A 23,182-nucleotide genomic window follows, 5' to 3' on the forward strand; every position below is an offset into this window, starting at 1 on the left:
TGCAGGCTTACCCAGACGAACTTGCGCGGCTCAACCGCCGCATAGCGCTTCGGCACCCGCTTGTAGAGGTAGAGCGTGCCCTTCTTCGAGCCGTCGCGCGTCCTGATTGCCATGTGCCTGTCCCCAGTGCCTCGGGAAGCTTGTAGCACAGATTGTATTGCAATTTGTATAGCAATAATTGAGCCTATATCCGCGAAAACTTCTATAATATAGCGACATCAAAGGCTTGTATGCATCGCAATGAGATGAATTGGCGGAGAGAGCGGGATTCGAACCCGCGAGACGGTTTCCCGCCTACACGCTTTCCAGGCGTGCGCCTTCGACCACTCGGCCACCTCTCCGGCAGGGCGGTCTTACAGGGAAGTGGCGGGGAATGGCAAGACGGTATTCGGCTGATCTACCAGCGGCGCAGGAGGGCGCGGAAGAGCAGGGTGCCACGGCGATGGAACTCGGGGGAGGCAAGTGTTCCCCTGGCCACGCGCTCGGGCGAGCGGGCGGCGCGGTGAAGGACGGCGCCGGCTTGCCAGCCGGACAGCAGGGCTGGCGCCGCATCGCTCGGGACCTTCGAGCGCGCCGCGCGAGCGCGATGCAAGTGGTGCAGGCCCAGGTCAGCCAGGTGGGCCGGATCGGCACAGTCCTGCGGCAAAGGGGGTTGCCCCGCCGCCTCCAGGGCCGGAAACGCGCCCAGCCAGTTCGCCAGCCCGGCAGCGCGCGCCATGTCTGCGACCACCGGCACGGCCGCTTCATCTGCGCCAAGTACCCTTGCCGCCAACTGCATCACGCTTCCGGCTGTGGCGTCCATATGGTCCATCAGCGCCGCCGTATCCGCGAATGGTGCGCGCGAAATGTCGCGCTTGCGCGCCGCGATCAGCGCATCGAAATGCGCCTGTGGCAGGTCATGCTGCCGGATCACCTCGGCCAAGGGGGCGGCGACCTCGTGGTTGCGCACGGCCTTGCCCGCAATCGCCTCAGCCACGGTATCGGCCCAGAATTGCAGGCGCATTTCGGCGATCAGCGGCTCCTTGGTCACAAAGGGCGCGCGCGCGATTTCCAGATTGGCGGCGTAGATCGGCCAGAGCCTGTCGCGCATGGCCGGAGGCGCCGCCATGGTCGCCAAGAAGCGGTCCGGGTCGCCGCAACGGACCAGTTCGGCGCAGGCTTCCAGGCTCATGTTCCCGCCATCGCCGGACCATGGCGGAAACGGCTGGCAAATGTGGCGCTGTCGTCCCGCATGTCGATCATCGGCCCTTTCGTTGCATCCGGCGCGGATCAGACCGGCCGGGCGCCGGCGTGGATCAGTTTCCAGGTGATCGCATCCAGATAAGCCTCGAACGCGGCATCGATCAGGTTGGCTGAAACGCCCACGGTGGACCAGCTGTTGCCCGCGTCATCGGTAGAATCGATGATGACGCAGGTCACGGCCTCGGTTCCGCCTTGCGTGATCCGCACCTTGAAATCCACCAGCCGCATACCGTCGATATGGGTCTGATAGGGGCCCAGGTCCAGTGACAGCGCGCGCGACAATGCGTTGAAGGGCCCCGCGTCCTGCAGATCGGTGGCGTTGTCGTTCTTGTAGTAATTGGTGGTGCGCGTCCCGTCCGACAGCAACACCGTCACCACGGCCTCGGACTCCACCACCAGCGCGCCCATGGCGTTGCGGCGGCGCTCCGAGATCACGCGCGAGCGCTCCACATCGAAAAAGCGCGGCAGCTGGTTGAGCACCTTGCGCGCCACCAGCTCAAAGCTCGCCTGCGCGCCGTCATAGGCATAGCCGCGATCCTCGCGCGCCTTCACCTCATCGAGGATCGCCGCCAGCGCCGGATCGCCCGGGGCCACCGTGATCCCGGCATCGGCCAGCCGCGCGCGCAGGTTCGACTGCCCCGCCTGGTTGGACATGGGGATCACACGCGCGTTGCCCACCGTGCCGGGGTCGATATGTTCGTAGGTGGACGGGTCCTTGAGGATCGCGCTGGCGTGCAGCCCGGCCTTGTGCGCAAAGGCCGAGGCGCCGACATAGGGCGCGCTGCGCAGCGGCACGCGGTTGAGGATGTCATCGAGCCTGCGCGACAGCCGCGTGAGCCCGGCAAGGCCCGCTTCGGTCACCCCGGTGGTGTAGCGGCTGGCATAGGGCTCTTTCAGCAGCAGCGTTGGGATCAACGTGGTCAGGTTCGCGTTTCCGCAGCGCTCTCCCAAGCCATTGAGCGTGCCCTGCACCTGCCGCGCGCCCGCGTCGATGGCCGCCAGCGTGCCCGCCACGGCGTTGCCGGTGTCATCATGCGTGTGGATGCCAAGGCGCGCGCCGGGGATCCCGGCGGCGATGACCTCGGAGACGATCCGCCCGATCTCCGAAGGCAGCGTGCCGCCGTTGGTGTCGCACAGCACCACCCACCGCGCACCCGCGTCATGGGCGGCGTGCAGGCAGCCCAGCGCATAGTCCGGGTTGGCCTTGTAGCCGTCGAAGAAATGTTCGGCGTCAAACAGCGCCTCGCGCCCCTCGGCCACCAGATGCGCGATGGAGGCGGCGATGTTCTCGGAGTTTTCCTCCAGCGTGATGCCCAGCGCGGTGGTGACATGGAAGTCATGCGTCTTGCCGACGATGCAGACCGCCGGGGTCCCTGCGTTCAGCACCCCGGCCAGCACCTCGTCATTCGCCGCCGAGCGCCCTGCGCGCTTGGTCATGCCAAAGGCGGTGAAGGTGGCGCGGGTGTCGGGCCGGGCGTTGAAGAACTCGCTGTCGGTGGGGTTGGCGCCGGGCCAGCCGCCTTCGATATAGTCGACGCCCAGCCCGTCGAGCATCTGCGCGATGGCCTGCTTGTCGGCGGTGGAGAAGGCGACGCCCTGGGTCTGCTGGCCGTCGCGCAGCGTGGTGTCGTAGAGAAAGAGGCGTTCGAGGGTCATTTGAGCAACCTCCATGTTTGGCCGTCCTTTCCGTCACGGACAGTAATATTCAAAGATTGAAGCTCATCTCTAATTTCATCTGAGCGCCTAAAATCCTTCGTCGACCTTGCGACTTTACGGGCCTCCAATAGGTCAAGAACTTGCTGCATCCTTCCAGCTCTATGTAATTCAAACAATTCTCCCACCTCACCAGCGAACCCTGCCGGAATATCAAAATTGCTGTCATCTTTACTATCAAATAACGAGGAAACGAATTCGAATTTCGAGAAATATTCTGGTCCTAGGTACTCATGAATAAAACCTTTTGTATCAACCCCAGTTGACTGCAATCCCTCGAGTGCGTTCGCCAACTGGGAAATTGCCCTCTTGAGGGTTGTCGAAGAGCCCTTAATAGACTTCATGAAGCCGAGTAAAACTAGTGAGCTTCGTATCTTATCATGATCCGGATGACTTGATTGGCTGCAAATTTCACTTATGGCCACGAGGGCTGATCTGGTATCAAGATCATTGCAAAGAGCAGCATGGACCGCTTCAGGTACACACCCATCATCCCTCTGCGCAACGTCTGTGTTTCGGAAGAATTCTGTGATCTTCCTTCGGAAACTTGCAGCCTCATCCAATAGCCGCACACTGAAATCTAATTTTGATCTGTAGTGAACGAGGAGTATAGCCGCACGAATTGCCAAGCCATCTATCTTTCGAAGCTTACCTTGCGCCGGCGGCAAGGAATATCCAGCAAAGCGAATAGTATTATCGTCATAATACGAGGATAGCAGATCCCGAACCGTGAAAAAATTACCCAGCGACTTGGACATCTTATTCCCGTCGACCTGCACCATCTCGTTATGCATCCAGACCCGCGCGAATCCGCCCTCGGGGTGGGCGCAGCAGGATTGCGCGATCTCATTTTCGTGGTGCGGGAATTGCAGGTCAATGCCGCCGCCGTGAATGTCGAAGCTCTCCCCCAGCAACTCATGCGCCATGGCCGAGCATTCGATATGCCACCCCGGCCGCCCCCGTCCCCAGGGCGAGTCCCACCCCGGCTCATCCGCCGCCGAGGGCTTCCACAGCACGAAATCCATCGGATCGCGCTTGTAGGGCGCCACCTCGACCCGCGCGCCCGCGATCATGTCATCCACCGACCGCCCCGAAAGCCGCCCGTATTCGGGATAAGACCGCACATCGAACAGCACATGCCCCTCGGCGGCGTAGGCATGGCCCTTGGCCACCAACCCCTCGATCATGCCCACCATCTGGCCGATATACTCGGTCGCGCGCGGCTCCACCGAGGGCCGCAGCGCCTTCAGCTCGTCCATGTCGGCGTGATACCAGCCGATGGTCTGATCCGTCAGCGCGCGGATGATGGCGTTCAGGTCACGCCCGTCGCCGCCCGCCTGCATCTCCCGCGCCCGGGCGTTGATCTTGTCATCCACGTCGGTGAAGTTGCGCACATAGGTCACGGCATCCGCGCCATAGACATGCCGCAACAGCCGGAACAGCACGTCGAACACCACCACCGGCCGCGCATTGCCCAGATGCGCGCGGTCATAGACCGTGGGCCCGCAGACATACATGCGCACATTCGACGGGTCGAGCGGCGTAAAATCCTCCTTGCGGCGGGTGCGGGTGTTGTACAGGCGGATCCCGGTCATTGGTCCCTCATGGCCAGCGGCTCACGCGCGCGGCGGGGTCAGTGTCCGGGTTTGGAAAGGTTCAACCAGAGACGGCCCGCCGCGAATGTCAGCGGGTAATGCAGATGCAGATGGTGCAGCGGCGCGTTCTCATGGCACAGCCGTTAGCACGCCCCCCGCGCCCCTGTCCAGCACCAATCCGCTTGACCGTCACGCGCGCGCCCGGCACCCTGCCACCATGACCCGTGCCATCGTCAACACCCATTGCGCCACCCTGCCGGGGGCCGAAGTCTCGGACCCTTGGGGCGGCGGACATGATGCCTGGAAGATCGGCGGCAAGATGTTCGCCGTCGTGGGCACGATGGACACCGGCGTGTCAGTCAAATGTGCGGATATCGAAACCGCCACCCTGCTGATCGACCTCGGCCGGGCCGAACGCGCGCCCTATTTCCATCGCAGTTGGGTGCACCTGCCCTGGGGCACAGACACGGATGAACTCTGCGACCGGTTGACCGAAGCGTACCGGATCATCCGTGCCGGGCTACCGAAGCGGGTGCAGGCCGCCCTGCCCCCGCCTCCATAGTCACTCACACCTCTGACTGCCGCCCACGCATCAACGACTGCACAACATAGACCAGAATCCCCAGCCCAACAGCGCCCAGCGCCGCCACACCCAGAAGCACCAGCCAGTCAATCGGCCCACCAATATCCGCCAGCCCGGAATTGGTGATCCACAACACAAACCAGACGGCGGCCACCGCTCCAAACGGCATCGACAACTGCGCCACCAGATACTTGCGGAAGGAAAGCGACCGGTCCCGCACCAGCACGAACACCCAAGCCGCAGTAATCACCACCGCCACCGACACCATAATCCAGAACAACGCAATACCGAACATCTCCTCAAACACCGCGATCATGGTCAGCAGACTGAACTCTTCCATCATATCCTCCTCGGGGCACCGCCGCCCCCTTCACCTTTGCCAAAATATCCTCGGGGGGAGTCGCCCGGAACGGGCGACGGGGGGCAGACAGCCCCCCTGCCCTGCCGCCTCAAGCACGCCCGCGCAACATGGCGTTATACGTCGCCTTCAGCGCCACTTCCTTCATCAGCCAGGAGATCCACAACTCCTCCAGCGGCGCAATGACGCCCGGAAAGGACGGCGTCAGGTTGTCCTGGTAATCGAACTCCACCAGCATCGCCCGGCCCACGCGCGTGATCAGCGGGCATGAGGTATAGCCGTCATACATCCGCGTCCCCTCGCGCCCCGCGATCTCGGACACCAGGTGATCCTCGACCACCGGCAGATGGAACTTCACGCTGGCCGCGGTCTTGCCTTTGGGCACGCCGTTGATGTCGCCGATCCCAAACACATTCGGGTAGCGCGCGTGGCGCAGGGTCTGCATGTCCACCTCGATCCAGCCCTGATCGGTCCAGCGATCGGCCCAGGCCAGACCGGACTCCCGCACCGCCTGCGGGGCACGCTGCGGCGGCACCACATTGATGAAATCCCAGCTGTCGGTCACATCGCCTTCGGGCGTGGCGTAGGTCGCGGTCTTCGCGCCCGGGTCGATCGCCTTGAGCACATGGCTGTAGCGGTAAGTGATGTCGCGCTCATCCATGATCTGGCGCACGCGGTGATGGATGACCGGCACCCCGAACAGGTTCGGCGCCTGCGCGTTGTAGACGAACTCGCACCGATCCCGGTTGCCCTTGGTGGTGGCGATGTCTTCGGCCAGCAGGCAGATCTTCACCGGGGCGCCAGCGCATTTCATCTCGGTCGCGGGGCGGCCGAACAGGCCCACACCACCCGCATCGGTGAACTTGTCCAGCGCCCGCCAGCTGGCTTCGGCGTAATCGGGGCCGGCGTAATGGGCGGAGATGCCGGTATCGGGGCCGGCCAGCGACAGATCGAAGCCTTCGATCGCCTCCCAATCCAGGGTCAGGCCCGTGGCAACGATCAGATAGTCATACTCCAGCCGCTGCCCGCCGGTGGTGGTGACGCTGTTGCTTTCGGGGTCGATCCCGGCGGCGTATTCGTTGATCCAGTTCACGCCGCGGGGCAGCCAGTCGCCGGTGCCGCTGACCGCGTAATTCGCGCCGCGCAGACCGGCGGCGATCAGGGTAAAGCCCGGCTGATACCAGTGCTGCGACCGCCCATCCAGAATAGTGATCTCTGCCCCGTCCAGCCGTGACAGAAGCCGGTTTGCAATCGCCGCCCCGCCAGCCCCGGCGCCCAGAATCAGAATTCGTGCATTTGTCCGCACCGGCCGGGCCTGCACCGCCCCCGCCCCTGCAGCCATGGCTATCCCCCCGGCGGCCAGGCCCAGAAACGCCCGGCGCGATGCTGTCAGGTCAGTAAACTCACGCATGTCAAGATCTCCATCCCCAAGAACGTTCACATATTCACATATGCCGTAGTATACACAATGACTCAGATCAACAAAAACATTCGCATGCGACTATATGTCGTGCACGCCAATGCCGGGTTTCCAGCAGATTGGATGTACCTTTGCGCCCGGTCCTTGACCTCGATCAATGCCCGGCGCGCACCATGGGGTAGGCTTCACCATGCCCTGAACCGCCACCGATCGGATTGGAGTCTCTGATGCGCCTGACCACGCGAACCAACCTTGCCCTGCGCACACTTATGTTCAGCGCGGTCAACAACACGCGGGTGGTGCGCAAGCATGATGCCGCCGAAGCCGTCAATGCGTCCGAGAACCACCTGGCGCAGGTCATAAACCAGCTGGCCCATGCGGGGTTCATCACCACGCTGCGCGGGCGTCATGGCGGCTTTCACCTGGCCCGTCCCGCTAATCAGATCAGCGTCGGCGCCGTGTTTCGCACATTCGAGTCCGACATGCCCTTCATCGAATGTTTCAGCAGCGAAAACAGTTGCCCCCTGCGCCCGGCCTGCCGGATGCGGGCGCATCTGGCCCGCGCGGTCGAGGCATTTTACGCCACGCTGGACCCGGTCATGCTGTCGGACCTGACCGATTGCAACACGGCGCTGGACACCATCCTGTCGCTGGACAAGGTGCAGGCGCAGCTGTCCTGCCGCGCGCTCACCCCTGCCTGAGCGTCAGGCCCCATCAAGCATCCGGCCCACCATCTCGCCCATGTCGCGGCTCAGTTGCGGATGCGCGCGGATGCGCTCCAACTCGGCCCGGATCAGCGCCTGACGCTCAGGGCCATAGCGGCGCCAGGTTTCAAACGCGGTGGACTGGCGCGCGGCGGCCTGCGGGTTCAGCCCGTCCAGCCGGATCAGCCAGTCGGCCAGGAACCGGTATCCGGCGCCCGAGGCATGGTGGAACCCCGCCGGGTTCATCGCCAGCGCCCCCACCACCGACCGGAAGCGGTTGGGGTTCTTCACGTCGAAATCCGGATGCGCGGCCAGGGCTGTGGCCACATCGGCAGCGGCATCCGGGGCTGCATGGAGGACCTGCTGGGTAAACCATTTGTCCAGCACCAGCCGGTCACCCTTCCAGCGGCGATAGAACCGCGCCGTTTCCTCCTGCCCTGCGCCGACGGACAGCAGCGCGCCCCAGGCGCCCAGCGCCTCGGTCATGTTGTCGGCATCGGCAAACAGCGCCTGCGCGCGGGCGCCCCCGTCCAGCCGGGTCAGCAGCGACAGCGCCCGCAGGCGCAGCGCGCGGCGGCCAGCGGCGGCGGCATCGGGGCTATAGGGGCCGGGGGTGTCCATGGCGGCAAAGGTCGTGGCGAGGGGATCGGCCAGCGCCTCGGCCATGGCCTGCATCAGGGTTTCGCGGGCGGTGCGGATGGCCTCGGGGTCGGGGGTGTGGCCGGCCTCGAACAGCGATTGCGCCAGATCCTCCTGCCCCGGCAGGCCCAGGGCAAAGGCACGAAAGGCCGGATCCAGCGCCTCATCGCGCAACAGCCTGTCCAGCGACGAGAGGTATTCCGGCCCGGGCCGCGCGCCATTCAGGATCATGGCGTGCAGGATGTCGCGGGCCAGATCATGCCCGGCTTCCCAGCGGGCCACGGGGTCGGTGTCATGGGCCAGCAGATGGGCGCGGGTTTCGCCCTCCAGCCGGTGTTCGACGATCACCGGGGCCGAGGCGCCGCGCAGCAGCGACACCGCCGGGCGCGCCGCCAGCCCCTCGAACCGGAAGCTCTGTTCAGGCTGCGACAGTTCCAGCACCTGCGTCGGCACCACTTCGGCGCCATCGGCGCCAATGAGGCCCATGGCCACGGGGATCAGCAGCGGCGCCTTATCGGGCTGGCCGGGCGTGGGCGGGGTGTGCTGCGCAAGCCGCAGCGTCAGGGTGCTGCCGTCCCACTCCTCCTGAACCTTCAGCCGGGGCGTGCCCGCCTGTTCATACCAGCGGCGGAATTGCGACAGGTCCCGCCCGGTGGCATCCTGAAACACCGCCACCCAGTCGTCGATGGTGGCCGCCTGCCCGTCATGGCGCGCGAAATACAGCTTCAGCGCCTTGGCATAGCCTTCAGGCCCCACCAGCAGATGCAGCATCCGGATCAGCTCCGCCCCTTTTTCATAGACGGTGGCGGTGTAGAAATTGTTGATCTCAACGTAGCTGGCGGGCTGGACCGGGTGGGCGAGCGGCCCGGCATCCTCGCGGAATTGCCGCGCGCGCAGCGTCAGCACATCGCCGATACGCTGGACGGGCGCCGAGCGCATGTCGGCCATGAACTGCTGGTCGCGAAAGACCGTCAGCCCCTCTTTGAGCGAAAGCTGAAACCAGTCGCGGCAGGTGATGCGGTTGCCGGTCCAGTTGTGGAAATACTCATGCGCGATGATGCGTTCGATATTGGCGAAATCGGCGTCGGTGGCGCTTTCGGGATCGGCCAGAACGTAGCGCGAGTTGAAGATGTTGAGGCCCTTGTTCTCCATCGCGCCCATGTTGAAGTCATCGACGGCGACGATGTTGAACACATCCAGATCATAGGCCAGGCCATAGACCTCCTCATCCCAGCGCATGGAGCGTTTGAGCGCATCCATCGCATAGGCGGTGCGGTGCTCATCGCCCTTGCGCACCCAGATGTAAAGCGCCACGTCGCGCCCCTCGGACGTAACAAACCGGTCCGAGGTCGCCACCAGATCGCCCGCCACCAGCGCGAACAGATAGCTGGGTTTCGGGTGCGGATCATCCCATTCGGCCCAGCCCGGCCCGCTGGCCACAGGGTTGCCGTTGGACAGCAGCACCGGCAGGTCGCTTTCGACGCGCACCCGGAACGGTGCCATCACATCGGGGCGGTCAGGGTAGAAGGTGATGCGGCGAAAGCCCTCGGCCTCGCATTGAGTACAATACATGCCGCGCGACATATAGAGGCCCTCCAGCGCGGTATTGGTCTTGGGGGCGATCTCGACCTCGGCCTCCCAGTCGAAGGCGGCGGCGGGCAGCATGGCGGCGGACAGAGTCAGGCCGGTGGCATCGGGGGTCAGATCGACCGGCGCACCGTCGATGGCCGCGCCAACCAGCCGCAGCCCCTCGCCATCCAGCCGCAGGTCCTGGCCCGGGGCGGCATCGGGGTTGGGGCGAAAGCGCACGCGTGAAAGCACGCGCGTGGCCTGCGGGTCCAGGCGGAAGGTCAGCGTCACCTGCTCCACCAGCCAGGGCGGGGCGGTATAATCCTTCAGATGCACGGGCTGGGGCTGGCTGTCCTTCATGGCGTTCCTCGGGGTTGATATGGGCCAGACCTAGACCGGATTTCGCCCGAAGGCAAAGGCCGCGCGCGGCGCAGGGTGACAGGGGGTATCCGCGCGCCTACATATGGATCAGTCAGCAAGATCAGGAGCCGGGCCATGCAGGGCGGTGACATTGCCAGCATCTTCTACCTCACGCTGCTGGGCGGCGCGTTGCTGGCGTATCTGCTGATCAGCAGCCGCGAAGGCCTGAGCACCATGCTGCGCCATGCGGTGCTGTGGGGGTTGATCTTCATCGGCGTCGTGGCCGCCTACGGGTTGTGGCAGGATGCCTTTCCCGACCGCAGCGCGGCCCTGGTGACCGGCGAGGGGCAGATCAGCATCCCGCGGGCGCGGGACGGGCATTATTACCTGACGCTGGAGGTCAACCAGACGCCTGTGCGCTTCGTGGTCGATACCGGGGCGACGGATCTGGTGCTCAGCCAGCGGGATGCGGCGGCGGCCGGGCTGGACCCGGACTCGCTGGCCTATCTGGGGCAGGCCCGGACCGCCAATGGCGTGGTGCCCATTGCGCGGGTGTCGCTGGATCAGGTGGTCCTGGCCGAGGGCGATCTGCGGATCGAGGACCAGCGCGTTTCAGCCTTTGTCAATCAGGGCGAGCTGGACATGTCGCTTCTGGGCATGGGCTATCTGGAGCGGTTCGCGCGGATCGAGATTGCCAGCGGTCGGCTGATCCTGACCCGCTGAGCGGTCACGCCCCAACGCCGCCCTCCCCCCGCCTTGCCAAGGCTGCCCCAGTGCACCGAGCGGGGGATGTTTGCGCAAACATATGCAGCTGCTGCAACCCGGCCTTTCGCGCATGGGCGTTGTGCTGCGCTGCAGCACGGCCCATCTTTGGGGCATCCGAAGTTGATGACACAAAGGAGCCTGCCATGACCACGATCCTTGCACAGATCCAGGACCGCCTGCGCAAGCGGGCCGCTTACCGGCGCACAGTCACCGAATTGCGCAACATGCCGCTTGCCACCGCTATCGATCTGGACCTGTATCCGGGCGATGCCGAAAAGATCGCCGCGCGCGCCGTCTACGGAGGCTGACCTCTCGGCGCGCGGGCGTCCTTGAGGCTCAGCCCAGCTTTTCCATCAGGGCCTTGTGCACGCCGGGCGGCACGAACTTGCGCACATCCCCCTTCAGGCGGGCGATTTCCTTGACCAGCTTGGACGCAATGGCCTGGTGGCGGGCCTCGGCCATGAGGAACACGGTTTCAACCGAATCATCCAGCGCGCGGTTCATGCCGACCATCTGGTATTCGTATTCGAAATCCGTTACCGCGCGCAGGCCACGGATTATGACCTGTGCGCCGACATCATGGGCACAGTCGATCAACAGGTTTTCGAACGGGTGGGCGATGATCTCGACCCCGGTGCTTTCACTCAGCGCCGCGGATTCCTGTTCGATCATGGCCACCCGTTCCTCCAGCGAGAACAGCGGCCCCTTGTCACGGTTGATTGCCACCCCGATCACCAGCCGGTCCACCAGCCGACTGGCGCGGCTGATGATATCCACATGGCCCATGGTCAACGGGTCGAACGTTCCCGGGTAAAGCCCGATGCGCATGCTGCCCTCCTCTTCACGGCCAGCGCACGCAACAATATTGCGCCCGCAGATGCAAGAGGCGATGCGTTTTCAGTAGCCCATGATCATCCCGGTCAGGGCATCCTTTTCCAGCTGCAGCTCGGACAGGCGCGCGGCGACCACATCGCCGATGGAGATGAGCGCGATCATCTTCTCGCCCTCCATCACCGGGATATGGCGGAAGCGTTTCGCGGTCATGGTCTGCAGGATCAGGTCGGCACTGTCAGCGGGTTTGCAGCCATAGACATTGCGGGTCATGATGCTGTCCACCGTATCGGCCATGCAATCCGGCCCGCGCTTGCCCAGTTCACGCACGATGTCCCGTTCGGACAGGATACCGGCGACGGTCGCACCATCGGGCGAGACCACCACGGCGCCGATGCGCTGCTTCGACAGCAGGGCGGCGGCATCGGCCAAGGTGCTGCCGGGGCGGATGGTGATCACACCACCCTCGGGCTTGGATTTGATGATCTGGCTGACAAGCATGCTTTCCTCCTCGCGCAGGCTGGACCGATGGCGCCCAGAAGCCTCCTGATCAAAGCGTCAACCAAGGGACGGGGTCTGTCAAGCATTCCTGGCGCGTAGCCCTGCCCTGCGGGCGCCCTGGTGTCCAGGCAGGATCAACGGGGCGCGCGCCTTTGCGCTTCGGCACCGACAGGCCGCGATGCGGGACATTGCTGCCGCCCGTTATCCGTGCCAGCATGCGGCCCATCATGCAAAAGGCATCCTTCAATGGCTGACAAGATCAACACGGAGGCCGGGCATGTGCGTCTGACGGGCCGTCTGATTTGCCGATCAGCGCGCGATGTTGCGCTTGTGCAAGCTCACCTTCCTGAGCATCTTCACCTTACGAGAGCCGAACCGGGTTGCGTTTCCTTCAATGTGGTCCAGTCGGATGACCCCTTGATCTGGCATGTGGAGGAATGTTTCCTCGACAAGGCAGCTTTCGAATTTCACCAGAAGCGAACCCGTGCGTCCTCATGGTGGAGCGCAACAGCGGGCATCCCCCGCGACTATGACCTATCCGGGCTGGAGTGACCTGCTGCAACACGGACTGATGAGAATGCGGGCCGGGCCTGTCAGGGGCTCCAAGCCGTCCGCGCGCAACGCATCTCGGGTGGTGCGCATCAGCCCGCAGCGCGGCGCGGCGCGGGCGGTTCGATTGTGGGCGTATCGGCGGTGGGCGGCATCTGCTGCACCGTGTCGCGCAGGTCATTGAGCAGATCCAGCAGCGTCTGCATCCGGTCGCGGCCAAACGCCTCCTCCAGTTCGGCGTAGGTGGCTTCCGAGGTCTTGACCACATCCTCGAACACCGCGCGCCCCGCCTCGGTCAGTTCCAGCATGTGGCGGCGGGCATCCTCGGACGGCACCGCCCGGGTCAGCCCCTTGGCGGTCAGCGTGCGAAAGATGCGCGTCAGTGACGGCGGCAGGATCACGCAGCATTCGGCCACGGTCTTGGCGTCCAGCGGCCCGGCATCGGCCAGGGCACGGATCACCCGCCATTGCGGCATGGTCAGGTCATGGTGATCGATATGCGGCTTGAACAGGCGGGTGCTGGCCTCCCGCGCGCGCAGGAGCGCGATCGGCAGAGACTGGTCGAAACGGCGCAGGGCGGGGTTCAGGTCAGATGTCATCCGGTCGCCTTGGGTCTGTTTCGACCGGACCCTAGCACTCGTGCCGCATTGTTTCAAATGAAAGCGATAAGGTGGCGATTTCGCCGCAACCGGCTGTTATCCGCCGCCCCGCGCCCGGCCGCGCTTTGGGCTGGACAGTGCCCGTGATTGCATTACACTTGTGAAATAAAGCCAACTGGATTCCGCATGCCCCCAAGCGATGCCACAGCCGCGCCTTTGGCGCCGGCCTCAAGCCGGTTCCTGGATCGCACCAGCCCGCCTCATGTCATCACGCTGGTCCTGCTGGCGGGGCTGGCGGCACTGGCGATGAATGTGTTCCTGCCCTCGCTGCCGTCGATGGCCGCCTATTTTGGCACCGATTACCGGGTGATGCAGCTGTCGGTATCGCTGTATCTGGCGGTCAACGCGGTGATCCAGATCCTGATCGGCCCCATTTCGGACCGGTTCGGGCGCAGGCCCGTGCTGCTGTGGTCTTTGGGCGTGTTCGTTCTGGCCACACTGGGCACGTTGCTGGCGACCAATGCGGTGATCTTCCTGCTGTTCCGGATGCTGCAGGCGGTGGTGGTGTCGGCCATCGTGCTCAGCCGGGCCGCCATCCGCGATGTGATGGACGAGGCCGCCGCAGCCTCGCGCATCGGCTATGTGACCATGGGCATGGCGCTGGTGCCCATGGCGGCCCCGGCCGTGGGCGGGCTGCTGGACGAGGCCTTTGGCTGGCGCGGCAGTTTCATGCTGATGCTGCTGGCAGGCATGGGCGTGCTGGCGCTGACCTGGGCCGATCTGGGCGAGACCAAGCCCCGCGGCACCGGCGGCATGCGCGCGCAATTCGCGGAACTGCCAGAGCTGATGACCTCGCGCCGGTTCTGGGGGTATTGCATCACCGCGACCCTGGCCTCGGGGGCGTTCTTTGCCTATCTGGGCGGGGCGCCCTTTGTGGGGTCGGTGGTGTTTGGCATGTCACCGGCCACGCTGGGGATCTTCTTTGGCGCCCCGGCCATTGGCTATGCCATCGGCAACTTCGTTGCGGGGCGCTACTCCATCCATGTCGGCGTGGACCGGATGGTGCTTCTTGGCTGCCTGATCTGCATGGGCGGGGTGTCAGTGATGGTGGCGCTGTTCGCCCTGGGCTTTCAGAGTCCGGGCGTATTCTTCGGCTTCTTTGTCTTTGTGGGCCTCGGCAATGGCATGGTGCTGCCCAATGCCACCTCGGGGATGATGTCGGTGCGCCCGCATCTGGCCGGAACGGCCAGCGGGATCGGCGGGGCGATCATGATCGGCGGCGGCGCGGCGCTTTCGGCGCTGGCGGGCGCGCTGCTGACACCGGAAACCGGCGCCGCACCCCTGCTGGCGCTGCTGCTGATCACAACCGCGCTGTCGGTGGTGGCGATTGTCTATGTGATCCGGCGGGGGCGGCAACTGGGCGGCTGACATCGAGGGCGGTTGACCTTGGCCGACAGAGTTTGCAAAGCTTCGCGCAGGTGTTTTCAAACTCGGCCCCCGCCATGCCCCCCAAGAAGCTCTATGCCGGCGCAAAGCTGCGCGAAACCCGCACCCAGCTTGCGCTGACGCAAAAGGAATTCGCCGCGCGGCTGGGCATTTCGCTGCCCTATCTGAACCAGATGGAGAACAACAACCGCCCGCTGTCCACGGCGGTGGTGCTGGCGCTTGCGCGCGAATTCGGCATGGATGTGACCGAGCTTTCGGCCGGCGACAGCGAGCGGCTGGTCAGCGACCTGCGCGAGGCCCTGGCCGATCCGCTCTTCGCCGCCACCCTGCCCGCCCCGGCCGATCTGCGGCTGGTGGCCGCCAATGCCCCGGGCTTTGCCCGCGCCTTTCTGGACCTGCACCGGGCCTATCGCCAAAGCCATGAACGCCTGGCCTCACTTGATGAGGCGCTGGGCCGCGAAGGCTCCACCCTGCGCGCCTCGCCCTGGGAGGAGGTGCGCGATTTCTTCCATTACTGTGACAACTATATCGATGCCGTGGACCGCGCAGCCGAACGCTTCGCCACCCATGGCAGCGGAGACATTCTGGACCGCGCCCTTGAACGGCTGCGCGGGATGGGCGTCAGCATTGCCAACAGCGCCGATGCGCCCTTGCGCAGCTACAATTCCGATCGGCAGGAACTGCGCCTGTCCACCCGCGCCGCCCGCCCGACCCAGCGGTTTCAGGTGCTGCACCAACTGGCGCTGATCGCCCAGAATGACCTGCTGGAGGCCACGCTGGACCTGGCGCGGTTCCACAATGATGCCGCCCGTGCCATCGCCAAGATCGGCCTGGCCAATTACTTCGCCGGGGCGGCGCTGATGCCCTATACGGCCTTCCTGCGCGCCGCGCAGGACACCCGCCATGACCTGGAGCAACTGGCCGACCGTTTCGGCGCCTCGATCGAACAGGTAGCGCACCGGCTGTCCACCCTGCAGCGCCCGGGCGCCAAGGGGGTGCCGTTCTTCTTTGTCCGCGTGGATCAGGCGGGCACCATCACCAAGCGCCATTCCGCCACGCGGCTGCAATTCGCGCGCTTTGGCGGCGCCTGCCCGCTGTGGAACGTGCACCGCGCCTTTGAAACGCCGGGCCGGTTCCTGCGCCAACTGGCCGAAACCCCGGACGGCGTGCGCTACTTCTGCCTGGCCCGCGCCGTGACCAAGCCCGGCGGTGCCTTTCATGCCCCCGTGCGGCGCTATGCCATCGGGCTGGGCTGCGAAATCGCCTGGGCCGAGGCGCTGGTCTATGCCGATGACATGGACCTGACCCGCCCCCAGGCGTTCGAGCCCATTGGCATCTCCTGCCGCATTTGTGAGCGGGCCGATTGCCACCAACGCTCGGTCCCGCCGCTGGAGCGGCAGATCAGCGTCGATCACAACCACCGGGGGCTGCTGCCCTATGAGATCACGCGCTGAACCACGCCCGCGGCGGGCCAACCCGTGCCTTGATGCGCCCACATGCCCTTGCCGCATCCATCCATTCAGGTATGATCCCCCAAAACGGCAGGCACGAGCAGCAGGAGCCGCCACAATGCAGGCAAAGACGTTTCACATCACACGGCGCGCGACCGGGCTGGGCATGGCCGCGGCCCTTCTGGCGGGCTGCATGGGCGGGGTCCTGCCCGCCACCACCCGCCGCGCCGAGGATCCCGCCATGCGCCCCGTTCCCAACCCCGCCTTCGACGCCTGGCTGGCCGCGTTCCGCCCCCGCGCGCGGTCGCGCGGCATATCCGAGGCCACGCTGGACCGCGCCCTGTCCAGCGCAGGCTATCTGCCCGGCGTGATCGAACGGGACCGCAACCAGGCCGAGTTTCGCCGCACGCTGGAGGACTACCTGGCGCTCGTCGCCTCGGAGGCGCGGGTAAGCGAAGGCCGCGCCGCCGCGCGCCAACACGCCAGCCTGCTGTCGGAAATCGAATCGCGCTATGGTGTCGAATCCCACATCATCGCCGCGATCTGGGGCGTGGAAAGCCGCTATGGCCAGCGACGCGGCGATATCCCCGTGATCTCGGCCACGGCGACGCTGGCCTTTGACGGGCGGCGCGGGCAGATGTTCGAAAACCAGCTCATGGCGGCGTTGCGGATCATCCAGAACGGCGACACCTCGCCCGCCAACATGGTCGGAAGCTGGGCCGGCGCCATGGGGCACACGCAGTTCATCCCCACCACCTTTGCCGAATACGCGGTGGATTTCCGCGGCACCGGGCAGCGCGATATCTGGTCGGATGACCCCACCGATGCGCTGGCCTCGGCGGCGGCGTATCTGTCGCGCATGGGCTGGCGGCGCGGCCAACCCTGGGGGTTCGAGGTCCGCCTGCCTGAAGGTTTCCCCACCAGCGCGCTGGGGCGCTCCAGCACCCGCTCGCGCTCTGACTGGGCTGGCATGGGGGTGGTGCGCGCCGATGGCAGCGCCTTGCCCGATCACGGCCCGGCCTCGATCATCGCGCCCATGGGTGTTGGCACGCCCGCCTTCATGACCTTCGCCAATTTCACCACCATCACCCGCTACAACAATTCCGAGAGTTACGTGATCGGCGTGGGCTATCTGGCCGACCGTATCCGTGGTGGCGGCCCGCTGCGCACGCCCTTCCCGCCGGACCGTTTCGGCCTGACGCAGGATGATCGCATGGACCTGCAGCGCCGCCTGACCGCCGCAGGTTTTGACACCGGGGGCGCCGATGGCGTGCTGGGGCCGAACACGGAACGCGCCATCCGCGACTTCCAGCGCGCGCGCGGACTGTCGCAGACCGGCGAGCCGTCGCGCGCGATGCTGGACATGCTGCGCGGACGCGGATGAGGGCCCACCCATGAAGATCGCTACCTTCAACATCAACGGGATCAAGGCCCGCGCCGGTGCCCTGACCCGCTGGCTGGACGAAGCCCAGCCGGATGTGGCCGTGTTGCAGGAAATCAAATCCACCGATGAAACCTTCCCGCGCGAGTTGATCGAGGAGCGCGGCTATAACCTGGAAACTCACGGGCAAAAGGGTTTCAACGGGGTGGCGATCCTGTCGAAACTGCCGCTGGAGGATGTCTCGCGCGGGTTGCCCGGTGACAATGATGACACCCAGGCCCGCTGGATCGAGGCTACGGTCAGCACCGGCAGCGGCGCGCTGCGGGTCTGCGGCCTGTACCTGCCCAACGGCAACCCGGTGGAGCTGGACGCAGCTGGCACCCCGGTGGCAGGGGGCAAATACGCCTATAAGCTCGGCTGGATGGCACGGCTGGAGGCCCGCGTGGCCGCGCTGCTGGCCGCCGAAGAAGCCGCCGTCATCCTGGGCGATTTCAACATCATCCCCCAGGCCGAGGACGCGGCCAAACCCGATAGCTGGCGCGAGGATGCCCTGTTTCGCCCCGAATCGCGCGCCGCCTTTCGCCGGATCATGCATCTGGGCCTGACCGAGGCCTTCCGCGCCCGCACCCGCGGCCCGGGGCATTACAGCTTCTGGGATTATCAGGCCCGCGCGTTTGAAAACAACAACGGCATCCGCATTGACCATATCCTGCTGACACCCCAGGCCGCCGACCGCCTGCTGGACTGCGCCATCGACGCCGAGGTGCGCGCGGGCGAGAAACCTTCGGACCATGTGCCGGTCTGGGCGGAACTGGCGGATTACCCCTCCGCAGCGTAGAACCGGATATCGGCCACGGCCAGGTCAGCCTCGAACGCGCGGCCAATGGCCACCAGCCCCAGCCGCCGCAGCCGCGCGGGGCGCAGCGGCTGGTCCGTCCGGTGCGCGGTGAAATCGGCAAAGGGCAGATGCAGGCGCTGCCACCGGGGCGCGGCGGTGAAACTGTGGCGAAAGGATTGCCAGGGGCGGTCCAGATCGGTGCTGCGCAGGTGCAGGTTGTAGTCCTCGCCATTGCCGCAGACGGTGAGCGCCACGCCCTGCCACCCGCTGGCATCCACCGCCGCGCCCTGTGGCCCCAGATCCAGCGCGCATTGCAGGAAGCCGCCGTTGTTTTCCAACCTGACCGTCCCGCGCAGCCGCAGCGCGGGGCGCCCGGCGACCACCGCGCGCTCCAGCACGCCGCCCGAAACCCCGCCCATCACCCGGTCCGAGACCAGCTCCCACGCCTGCCCGTTCGCAGCCCGGGGCGCGGGATGGCGCAAATCATCAATCAGTTCCGCCGCCTTGGTCATGCCCCTGACCTTATCCCGCCCACGCCGGCGTTCAACCCCGCCCCTTGCACCCGCCGCCCCCGCCGGGCACAGTCTCCACAACCAAAGACGGAGACCCCCCATGGCCTATGCCTATGACCCGCAAAACATCTTTGCCAAGATCCTGCGCGGGGAAATCCCCTGCGACAAGGTGCTGGAAACGGACCATTCCCTGGCCTTTCGTGATATCGCGCCCAAGACGCCCGATCATGTGCTGGTGATCCCCAAGGGCGCCTATGTGACTTGGGATCATTTCGCCGCTGACGCCACGGACGCCGAACTGGCCGATTTTACCCGCGCCGTGGGACAGGTGGCGCAGATGGTGGGCGCCGCCCCGGGCGCGGATGGCGCGGGGTATCGGCTGATCTCGAACGCGGGGCGGGATGGGGTGCAGGAGGTGCCGCATCTGCATGTCCATGTGCTGGCAGGGCGCCCGCTGGGCTGGATGATCCGGCCCGAGTGAGCCCCGACTGAGCCGCGCCCGCCCCTTGCGCGCGCGCCCGCCCTGCCCTATCACGCGGGCCGATTGAGGCGGCAGCGCGAAGGTGGGTCCATGCCGATTCTGGTGATGAAATTCGGCGGCACCTCGGTCGCGGACCTGACCCGCATCCGGGCGGCGGCCGCAAAGGTCCGGGCCGAGGTCGCGCGCGGCCATGATGTGATTGTCATCGTTTCGGCCATGGCGGGGCGCACCAACGAGTTGGTGGGATGGGTCAACGAAACCTCGCCCATGTATGACGCGCGCGAATATGATGCGGTGGTCAGTTCCGGCGAGAATGTGACCGCCGGGCTGATGGCGCTGACGCTGCAGGAAATGGACGTGCCCGCGCGGTCCTGGCAGGGTTGGCAGGTGCCGATCCGCACCACCAGCGCCCATGGCGCCGCGCGGATCGAAGGGATCGACCGCGCCGCCATCGACGCCAAATTCACCGAAGGCTTCCGCGTGGCGGTGATCGCGGGCTTTCAGGGCCTCAGCCCCGAAGGCCGGATCACCACCCTCGGCCGTGGCGGGTCGGACACCACCGCCGTCGCCTTTGCCGCCGCGTTCGAGGCCATCCGCTGCGATATCTACACCGATGTGGACGGCATCTACACCACCGACCCGCGCATTTCCGCGCGTGCCCGCAAGCTGGAGCGCATCAGCTTCGAGGAAATGCTGGAACTGGCCAGCCTGGGCGCCAAGGTGCTGCAGACCCGGTCGGTGGAACTGGCCATGCGCTACAAGGTGCGGTTGCGGGTGCTGTCCTCGTTCGAGGATACGGATGAAACCTCCGGCACGCTGGTTTGCGATGAGGATGAGATCATGGAATCGAAAGTCGTCTCGGGCGTGGCGCATAGCCGCGATGAAGCCAAGCTGACGCTGGTCACGGTCGAAGACCGCCCCGGCATCGCCGCCGCCATCTTCGGCCCACTGGCCGAAGCGGGGGTGAATGTGGACATGATCGTCCAGAACATCTCCGAGGAAGCCCAGGGCCAGGACCCGCGCGAGGTCACGGACATGACATTCTCCTGCCCCACCGACCAGGTGGCCCGCGCGCAAAAGGCGCTGGAAGCCGCCCGCGACCGTGGCGAGATCAAGTATGACAAGCTGGAAGTGGATACCGAGGTCTCGAAGGTCTCGGTCGTGGGGATCGGGATGCGCAGCCATGCCGGGGTCGCCGCGCGCATGTTTGCAGCACTCGCCGCTGACGGGGTGAACATCAAGGTGATTGCAACCTCCGAGATAAAGATTTCCGTGCTGATTGACAGGAAATATATGGAATTGGCGGTGCAGGCCCTGCATGATGCCTTCGATCTGGACAAGGCGGGCTGAACCGCCGCCACCTGATGCGGAACCAGGAGGGCCATGCCCCATCGCACCGAATCCGACAGCCGCAGGCTGCTCCGGCGCCTGCGTGATGCCCTGGCCGATGGCGGCGCGGGGCAGGAACGGCTGGACCGCATCACCACCATCATCGCCGATTCCATGCAGACCGAGGTCTGTTCGGTCTATCTGTTCCGCGATGCGCAGACGCTGGAACTCTGCGCCACCGAAGGGCTGAACCCCGAGGCCGTGCACCAGACCCGCCTGAAGCTGGGCGAAGGGCTTGTGGGGCGCGTTGCCCGCAGCACGCGCCCGATCAACACCCCCAACGCCCCGTCCGAGCGCGGCTTCCGCTTCATGCCCGAAACCGGCGAAGAGGTGTTCAGCTCCTTCCTGGGCGTGCCCATCCAGCGGCTGGGGGAACGTCTGGGCGTGCTGGTGGTCCAGTCAAAGGATGCCCGCGTCTTTTCCGAAGATGAGGTCTATGCGCTGGAAGTCGTGGCCATGGTGCTGGCCGAGATGGCCGAGCTTGGCGCCTTTGTCGGCGAAGGCGCCGCGCTGGCGCCGCTGCATCAGCACCCGGCCCTGCTGCGCGGGGTCTGCGCACAGGAAGGCGTGGCCGAAGGGCATGTCTGGCTGCATGAGCCGCGCGTGGCCGTGACCAACCTGGTCAATGACGATTCGGCCGCCGAGATCGAGCGGCTGCGCGATGCGGTGGGCAAGCTGCGTGTGTCGGTGGATGATCTGCTGCGCATGGCGCGCACCACCGACAAGGACCATATGGAGGTGCTGCAGACCTACCGCATGTTCGCCCATTCCCGCGGCTGGCTGAAACGCATGGAAGAGGACATCCTGCGCGGGCTTTCCGCCGAAGCGGCGGTGGAAAAGGAGCAATCCACGGCCCGTGCGCGGCTGGAGACCGTGCCGGACGCCTATCTGCGTGACCGGCTGCATGATCTTGATGACCTGTCCAACCGCCTGCTGCGCCTGCTGACCGGTCAGGGCAATGACACCGGCGCCGAATTGCCCGAACGCCCGATCCTGGTGGCGCGCAACATCGGCCCCGGGGAATTGCTGGATTACGGGCGCAAGCTGCGCGGGATCGTGCTGGAAGAAGGCGCCGTGGGCAGCCATGCCACAATCGTGGCGCGCGCCCTGGCGATTCCGCTGGTGATCAACGTGCCGCGCATCACCACCGAGGCCCTGAACGGCGACCATATCATGGTCGACGGCACCGAAGGCACCGTGCATCTGCGCCCCGAGGACAGCATTGCCGCCGCATTCCGTGACAAGATGGCCATGCAGGCCAAGGCGCAGGAACGCTACGCCAGCCTGCGTGACCTGCCCGCCGAAGCCCGCTGCGGGGCCCGCATTGCGCTGCAGATGAACGCCGGACTGATGGCGGATCTCCCCTCGCTTGCCGGGTCCGGTGCCGAAGGCGTGGGCCTGTTCCGCACCGAGCTGCAATTCCTGATTCGCAACACCGTGCCCAAACGCTCGGAACTGGCAGCCCTTTACGCCCGGGTGATGGACGCCGCCGGAGAGCGCAACGTGGCCTTCCGCACGCTGGACATCGGTTCGGACAAGGTGATGCCCTACATGAAACGCCCGAACGAGCCCAACCCCGCCATGGGCTGGCGCGCGATCCGCGTGGGGCTGGACAAATCCGGCGTGCTGCGGATGCAGCTTCAGGCGCTGATCCGCGCCGCAGCAGGGCGTCCGCTTACCGTCATGTTCCCCCTTGTCGCGCAGATGAGCGAATTCGACGCCGCCCGCGACGCGCTGCAACGCGAACTGGATCGCGAGGATCGCCTCGGCCATCGCCTGCCCGAACGCGTCCAGGCCGGGGTGATGCTGGAAACGCCCAGCCTGGCCTTCGCGCCTGCAGATTTCTTCAACCGGGTGGATTTTGTCTCCATCGGCGGGAATGACCTCAAGCAGTTCTTCTTTGCCGCCGACCGCGAGAACGAGCTGGTCCGGCGCCGCTATGACACGCTCAGCACCAGTTTCATCGCCTTTCTGCAGTTGATTGTCGCGCGCTGCGCCGAAGCCGGAACGCCACTGTCCTTCTGCGGCGAGGATGCCGGCCGCCCTCTGGATGCGATCGCGCTTGCGGCAATCGGCATGCGCACCCTGTCCATGCGCCCCGCCTCCATCGGCCCGGTGAAATCCCTGCTGCGCAAGGCGCATCTGGAGGAGCTTCGCGCGGTGATCGAACACGCCCAGGCCCGCGGCCTGGAAAGCGCGCGCCCGGCGGTGCTGGACTACGCGTCAAAGCTGGGCTGACGGGGATCGCGGCAGTGT

Annotated in this window: 22 protein-coding genes and 1 tRNA gene; 12 read left to right on the forward strand and 11 right to left on the reverse strand. The window is 65.6% G+C overall.

All coding sequences use genetic code 11. The features are described from left to right. Positions 1-251: 251 nt before the first annotated feature. The 4 genes from HUK65_RS00005 to cysS all read right to left on the reverse strand — a co-directional run bounded on the left by HUK65_RS00005 (position 252) and on the right by cysS (position 4,550). A tRNA-Ser gene (locus tag HUK65_RS00005) sits at positions 252-341 on the reverse strand. Positions 342-397: 56 nt separating this feature from the next. Continuing rightward, complete coding sequence (locus HUK65_RS00010; RefSeq protein WP_179904065.1) at positions 398-1,171, reverse strand: squalene/phytoene synthase family protein; 774 nt, start codon at positions 1,169-1,171, stop codon at positions 398-400. A 98-nt stretch (positions 1,172-1,269) separates the two neighbouring features. Further along, a complete protein-coding gene (gene cimA, locus HUK65_RS00015; protein ID WP_179904066.1) occupies positions 1,270-2,898 on the reverse strand; it encodes a citramalate synthase in 1,629 nt (542 codons plus the stop codon). After that, positions 2,895-4,550: a cysteine--tRNA ligase gene (gene cysS / locus HUK65_RS00020; protein WP_179904067.1), complete on the reverse strand. Its 1,656-nt coding sequence runs from the start codon at positions 4,548-4,550 to the stop codon at positions 2,895-2,897. Before cysS ends, cimA begins: the two co-directional genes overlap by 4 nt. Before the next feature lie 217 nt (positions 4,551-4,767). Here cysS and HUK65_RS00025 point away from each other — a divergent pair, with 217 nt between their 5' ends. After that, positions 4,768-5,112: an MmcQ/YjbR family DNA-binding protein gene (locus tag HUK65_RS00025; protein WP_179904068.1), complete on the forward strand. Its 345-nt coding sequence runs from the start codon at positions 4,768-4,770 to the stop codon at positions 5,110-5,112. A 4-nt stretch (positions 5,113-5,116) separates the two neighbouring features. Here the strand turns inward: HUK65_RS00025 and HUK65_RS00030 are convergent, their stop codons facing one another. Both HUK65_RS00030 and HUK65_RS00035 read right to left on the reverse strand, forming a co-directional pair. Then, positions 5,117-5,473 carry a DUF5368 domain-containing protein gene (locus tag HUK65_RS00030; protein WP_179904069.1) on the reverse strand — a complete coding sequence of 119 codons (357 nt, stop codon included), beginning with the start codon at positions 5,471-5,473 and terminating at the stop codon, positions 5,117-5,119. A gap of 109 nt (positions 5,474-5,582) precedes the next feature. Then, positions 5,583-6,902 (reverse strand): NAD(P)/FAD-dependent oxidoreductase, encoded by a 1,320-nt coding sequence (locus HUK65_RS00035; protein WP_179904070.1) that lies wholly within the window; start codon positions 6,900-6,902, stop codon positions 5,583-5,585. A gap of 236 nt (positions 6,903-7,138) precedes the next feature. Here HUK65_RS00035 and HUK65_RS00040 point away from each other — a divergent pair, with 236 nt between their 5' ends. Next, positions 7,139-7,612 (forward strand): RrF2 family transcriptional regulator, encoded by a 474-nt coding sequence (locus tag HUK65_RS00040; protein ID WP_179904071.1) that lies wholly within the window; start codon positions 7,139-7,141, stop codon positions 7,610-7,612. Between the two features lie 3 nt (positions 7,613-7,615). Here the strand turns inward: HUK65_RS00040 and pepN are convergent, their stop codons facing one another. Further along, on the reverse strand, positions 7,616-10,183 hold the full coding sequence (pepN, locus tag HUK65_RS00045) for an aminopeptidase N (RefSeq protein ID WP_179904072.1): 2,568 nt from the start codon (positions 10,181-10,183) through the stop codon (positions 7,616-7,618). A 135-nt stretch (positions 10,184-10,318) separates the two neighbouring features. On the opposite strand from pepN, the gene HUK65_RS00050 reads away from it, so the two are divergent. Continuing rightward, complete coding sequence (locus tag HUK65_RS00050) at positions 10,319-10,906, forward strand: retropepsin-like aspartic protease family protein (protein WP_179904073.1); 588 nt, start codon at positions 10,319-10,321, stop codon at positions 10,904-10,906. A 185-nt stretch (positions 10,907-11,091) separates the two neighbouring features. After that, positions 11,092-11,256, forward strand: a complete 165-nt coding sequence (locus HUK65_RS00055) for a hypothetical protein (protein WP_179904074.1) — start codon at positions 11,092-11,094, stop codon at positions 11,254-11,256. A gap of 28 nt (positions 11,257-11,284) precedes the next feature. On the opposite strand, the gene coaD is transcribed toward HUK65_RS00055, so the two are convergent. Both coaD and HUK65_RS00065 read right to left on the reverse strand, forming a co-directional pair. Beyond that, positions 11,285-11,776, reverse strand: a complete 492-nt coding sequence (gene coaD / locus HUK65_RS00060) for a pantetheine-phosphate adenylyltransferase (protein ID WP_179904075.1) — start codon at positions 11,774-11,776, stop codon at positions 11,285-11,287. 69 nt (positions 11,777-11,845) lie between these two features. After that, positions 11,846-12,280: a CBS domain-containing protein gene (locus HUK65_RS00065; protein ID WP_179904076.1), complete on the reverse strand. Its 435-nt coding sequence runs from the start codon at positions 12,278-12,280 to the stop codon at positions 11,846-11,848. A 246-nt stretch (positions 12,281-12,526) separates the two neighbouring features. On the opposite strand from HUK65_RS00065, the gene HUK65_RS00070 reads away from it, so the two are divergent. Beyond that, positions 12,527-12,832, forward strand: a complete 306-nt coding sequence (locus HUK65_RS00070; RefSeq protein ID WP_179904077.1) for a putative quinol monooxygenase — start codon at positions 12,527-12,529, stop codon at positions 12,830-12,832. An 89-nt stretch (positions 12,833-12,921) separates the two neighbouring features. On the opposite strand, the gene hpaR is transcribed toward HUK65_RS00070, so the two are convergent. Then, positions 12,922-13,428, reverse strand: coding sequence for a homoprotocatechuate degradation operon regulator HpaR (hpaR, locus tag HUK65_RS00075; protein WP_179904078.1), 507 nt, complete (start codon positions 13,426-13,428; stop codon positions 12,922-12,924). Between the two features lie 186 nt (positions 13,429-13,614). Here hpaR and HUK65_RS00080 point away from each other — a divergent pair, with 186 nt between their 5' ends. From HUK65_RS00080 to xth, 4 genes are all read left to right on the forward strand, one after another. Continuing rightward, a complete protein-coding gene (locus tag HUK65_RS00080) occupies positions 13,615-14,856 on the forward strand; it encodes a multidrug effflux MFS transporter (RefSeq protein ID WP_179904079.1) in 1,242 nt (413 codons plus the stop codon). Positions 14,857-14,930: 74 nt separating this feature from the next. Next, positions 14,931-16,328: a helix-turn-helix domain-containing protein gene (locus HUK65_RS00085; RefSeq protein ID WP_179904080.1), complete on the forward strand. Its 1,398-nt coding sequence runs from the start codon at positions 14,931-14,933 to the stop codon at positions 16,326-16,328. Positions 16,329-16,443: 115 nt separating this feature from the next. After that, positions 16,444-17,709: a lytic murein transglycosylase gene (locus HUK65_RS00090; RefSeq protein WP_179904081.1), complete on the forward strand. Its 1,266-nt coding sequence runs from the start codon at positions 16,444-16,446 to the stop codon at positions 17,707-17,709. Positions 17,710-17,719: 10 nt separating this feature from the next. Then, positions 17,720-18,544, forward strand: a complete 825-nt coding sequence (gene xth, locus HUK65_RS00095; RefSeq protein ID WP_179904082.1) for an exodeoxyribonuclease III — start codon at positions 17,720-17,722, stop codon at positions 18,542-18,544. On the opposite strand, the gene HUK65_RS00100 is transcribed toward xth, so the two are convergent. Beyond that, positions 18,526-19,056, reverse strand: a complete 531-nt coding sequence (locus HUK65_RS00100) for a CIA30 family protein (RefSeq protein WP_179904083.1) — start codon at positions 19,054-19,056, stop codon at positions 18,526-18,528. The two genes, xth and HUK65_RS00100, sit on opposite strands and share 19 nt — an antisense overlap. A 100-nt stretch (positions 19,057-19,156) precedes the next feature. Between HUK65_RS00100 and HUK65_RS00105 the strand changes: the two genes are divergently transcribed. The 3 genes from HUK65_RS00105 (at position 19,157) to ptsP (ending at position 23,164) form a co-directional block, all read left to right on the forward strand. Beyond that, complete coding sequence (locus HUK65_RS00105; RefSeq protein ID WP_179904084.1) at positions 19,157-19,537, forward strand: HIT domain-containing protein; 381 nt, start codon at positions 19,157-19,159, stop codon at positions 19,535-19,537. Positions 19,538-19,627: 90 nt separating this feature from the next. Next, positions 19,628-20,887: an aspartate kinase gene (locus HUK65_RS00110; RefSeq protein ID WP_179904085.1), complete on the forward strand. Its 1,260-nt coding sequence runs from the start codon at positions 19,628-19,630 to the stop codon at positions 20,885-20,887. Between the two features lie 33 nt (positions 20,888-20,920). After that, entirely contained in the window at positions 20,921-23,164 is a 2,244-nt protein-coding gene (gene ptsP, locus HUK65_RS00115) for a phosphoenolpyruvate--protein phosphotransferase (protein ID WP_179904086.1), read from the forward strand. Positions 23,165-23,182 lie beyond the last annotated feature (18 nt).

It is taken from the genome of Rhabdonatronobacter sediminivivens, assembly GCF_013415485.1.
GTDB classification, from domain to species: domain Bacteria; phylum Pseudomonadota; class Alphaproteobacteria; order Rhodobacterales; family Rhodobacteraceae; genus Rhabdonatronobacter; species Rhabdonatronobacter sediminivivens.

Excerpts from the sequence above, each read along its gene's own strand:
- HUK65_RS00035 (WP_179904070.1), bottom strand. The coding sequence starts at position 6,902 with ATGCGTGAGTTTACTGACCTGACAGCATCGCGCCGGGCGTTTCTGGGC.
- HUK65_RS00025 (WP_179904068.1), top strand. The coding sequence starts at position 4,768 with ATGACCCGTGCCATCGTCAACACCCATTGCGCCACCCTGCCGGGGGCC.
- coaD (WP_179904075.1), bottom strand. The coding sequence starts at position 11,776 with ATGCGCATCGGGCTTTACCCGGGAACGTTCGACCCGTTGACCATGGGC.
- HUK65_RS00080 (WP_179904079.1), top strand. The coding sequence starts at position 13,615 with ATGCCCCCAAGCGATGCCACAGCCGCGCCTTTGGCGCCGGCCTCAAGC.
- HUK65_RS00070 (WP_179904077.1), top strand. The coding sequence starts at position 12,527 with ATGGCTGACAAGATCAACACGGAGGCCGGGCATGTGCGTCTGACGGGC.
- xth (WP_179904082.1), top strand. The coding sequence starts at position 17,720 with ATGAAGATCGCTACCTTCAACATCAACGGGATCAAGGCCCGCGCCGGT.
- pepN (WP_179904072.1), bottom strand. The coding sequence starts at position 10,183 with ATGAAGGACAGCCAGCCCCAGCCCGTGCATCTGAAGGATTATACCGCC.
- HUK65_RS00085 (WP_179904080.1), top strand. The coding sequence starts at position 14,931 with ATGCCCCCCAAGAAGCTCTATGCCGGCGCAAAGCTGCGCGAAACCCGC.
- HUK65_RS00050 (WP_179904073.1), top strand. The coding sequence starts at position 10,319 with ATGCAGGGCGGTGACATTGCCAGCATCTTCTACCTCACGCTGCTGGGC.
- HUK65_RS00040 (WP_179904071.1), top strand. The coding sequence starts at position 7,139 with ATGCGCCTGACCACGCGAACCAACCTTGCCCTGCGCACACTTATGTTC.
- HUK65_RS00110 (WP_179904085.1), top strand. The coding sequence starts at position 19,628 with ATGCCGATTCTGGTGATGAAATTCGGCGGCACCTCGGTCGCGGACCTG.
- ptsP (WP_179904086.1), top strand. The coding sequence starts at position 20,921 with ATGCCCCATCGCACCGAATCCGACAGCCGCAGGCTGCTCCGGCGCCTG.
- HUK65_RS00010 (WP_179904065.1), bottom strand. The coding sequence starts at position 1,171 with ATGAGCCTGGAAGCCTGCGCCGAACTGGTCCGTTGCGGCGACCCGGAC.
- HUK65_RS00055 (WP_179904074.1), top strand. The coding sequence starts at position 11,092 with ATGACCACGATCCTTGCACAGATCCAGGACCGCCTGCGCAAGCGGGCC.
- hpaR (WP_179904078.1), bottom strand. The coding sequence starts at position 13,428 with ATGACATCTGACCTGAACCCCGCCCTGCGCCGTTTCGACCAGTCTCTG.
- cysS (WP_179904067.1), bottom strand. The coding sequence starts at position 4,550 with ATGACCGGGATCCGCCTGTACAACACCCGCACCCGCCGCAAGGAGGAT.
- HUK65_RS00105 (WP_179904084.1), top strand. The coding sequence starts at position 19,157 with ATGGCCTATGCCTATGACCCGCAAAACATCTTTGCCAAGATCCTGCGC.
- HUK65_RS00030 (WP_179904069.1), bottom strand. The coding sequence starts at position 5,473 with ATGGAAGAGTTCAGTCTGCTGACCATGATCGCGGTGTTTGAGGAGATG.
- cimA (WP_179904066.1), bottom strand. The coding sequence starts at position 2,898 with ATGACCCTCGAACGCCTCTTTCTCTACGACACCACGCTGCGCGACGGC.
- HUK65_RS00100 (WP_179904083.1), bottom strand. The coding sequence starts at position 19,056 with ATGACCAAGGCGGCGGAACTGATTGATGATTTGCGCCATCCCGCGCCC.
- HUK65_RS00065 (WP_179904076.1), bottom strand. The coding sequence starts at position 12,280 with ATGCTTGTCAGCCAGATCATCAAATCCAAGCCCGAGGGTGGTGTGATC.
- HUK65_RS00090 (WP_179904081.1), top strand. The coding sequence starts at position 16,444 with ATGCAGGCAAAGACGTTTCACATCACACGGCGCGCGACCGGGCTGGGC.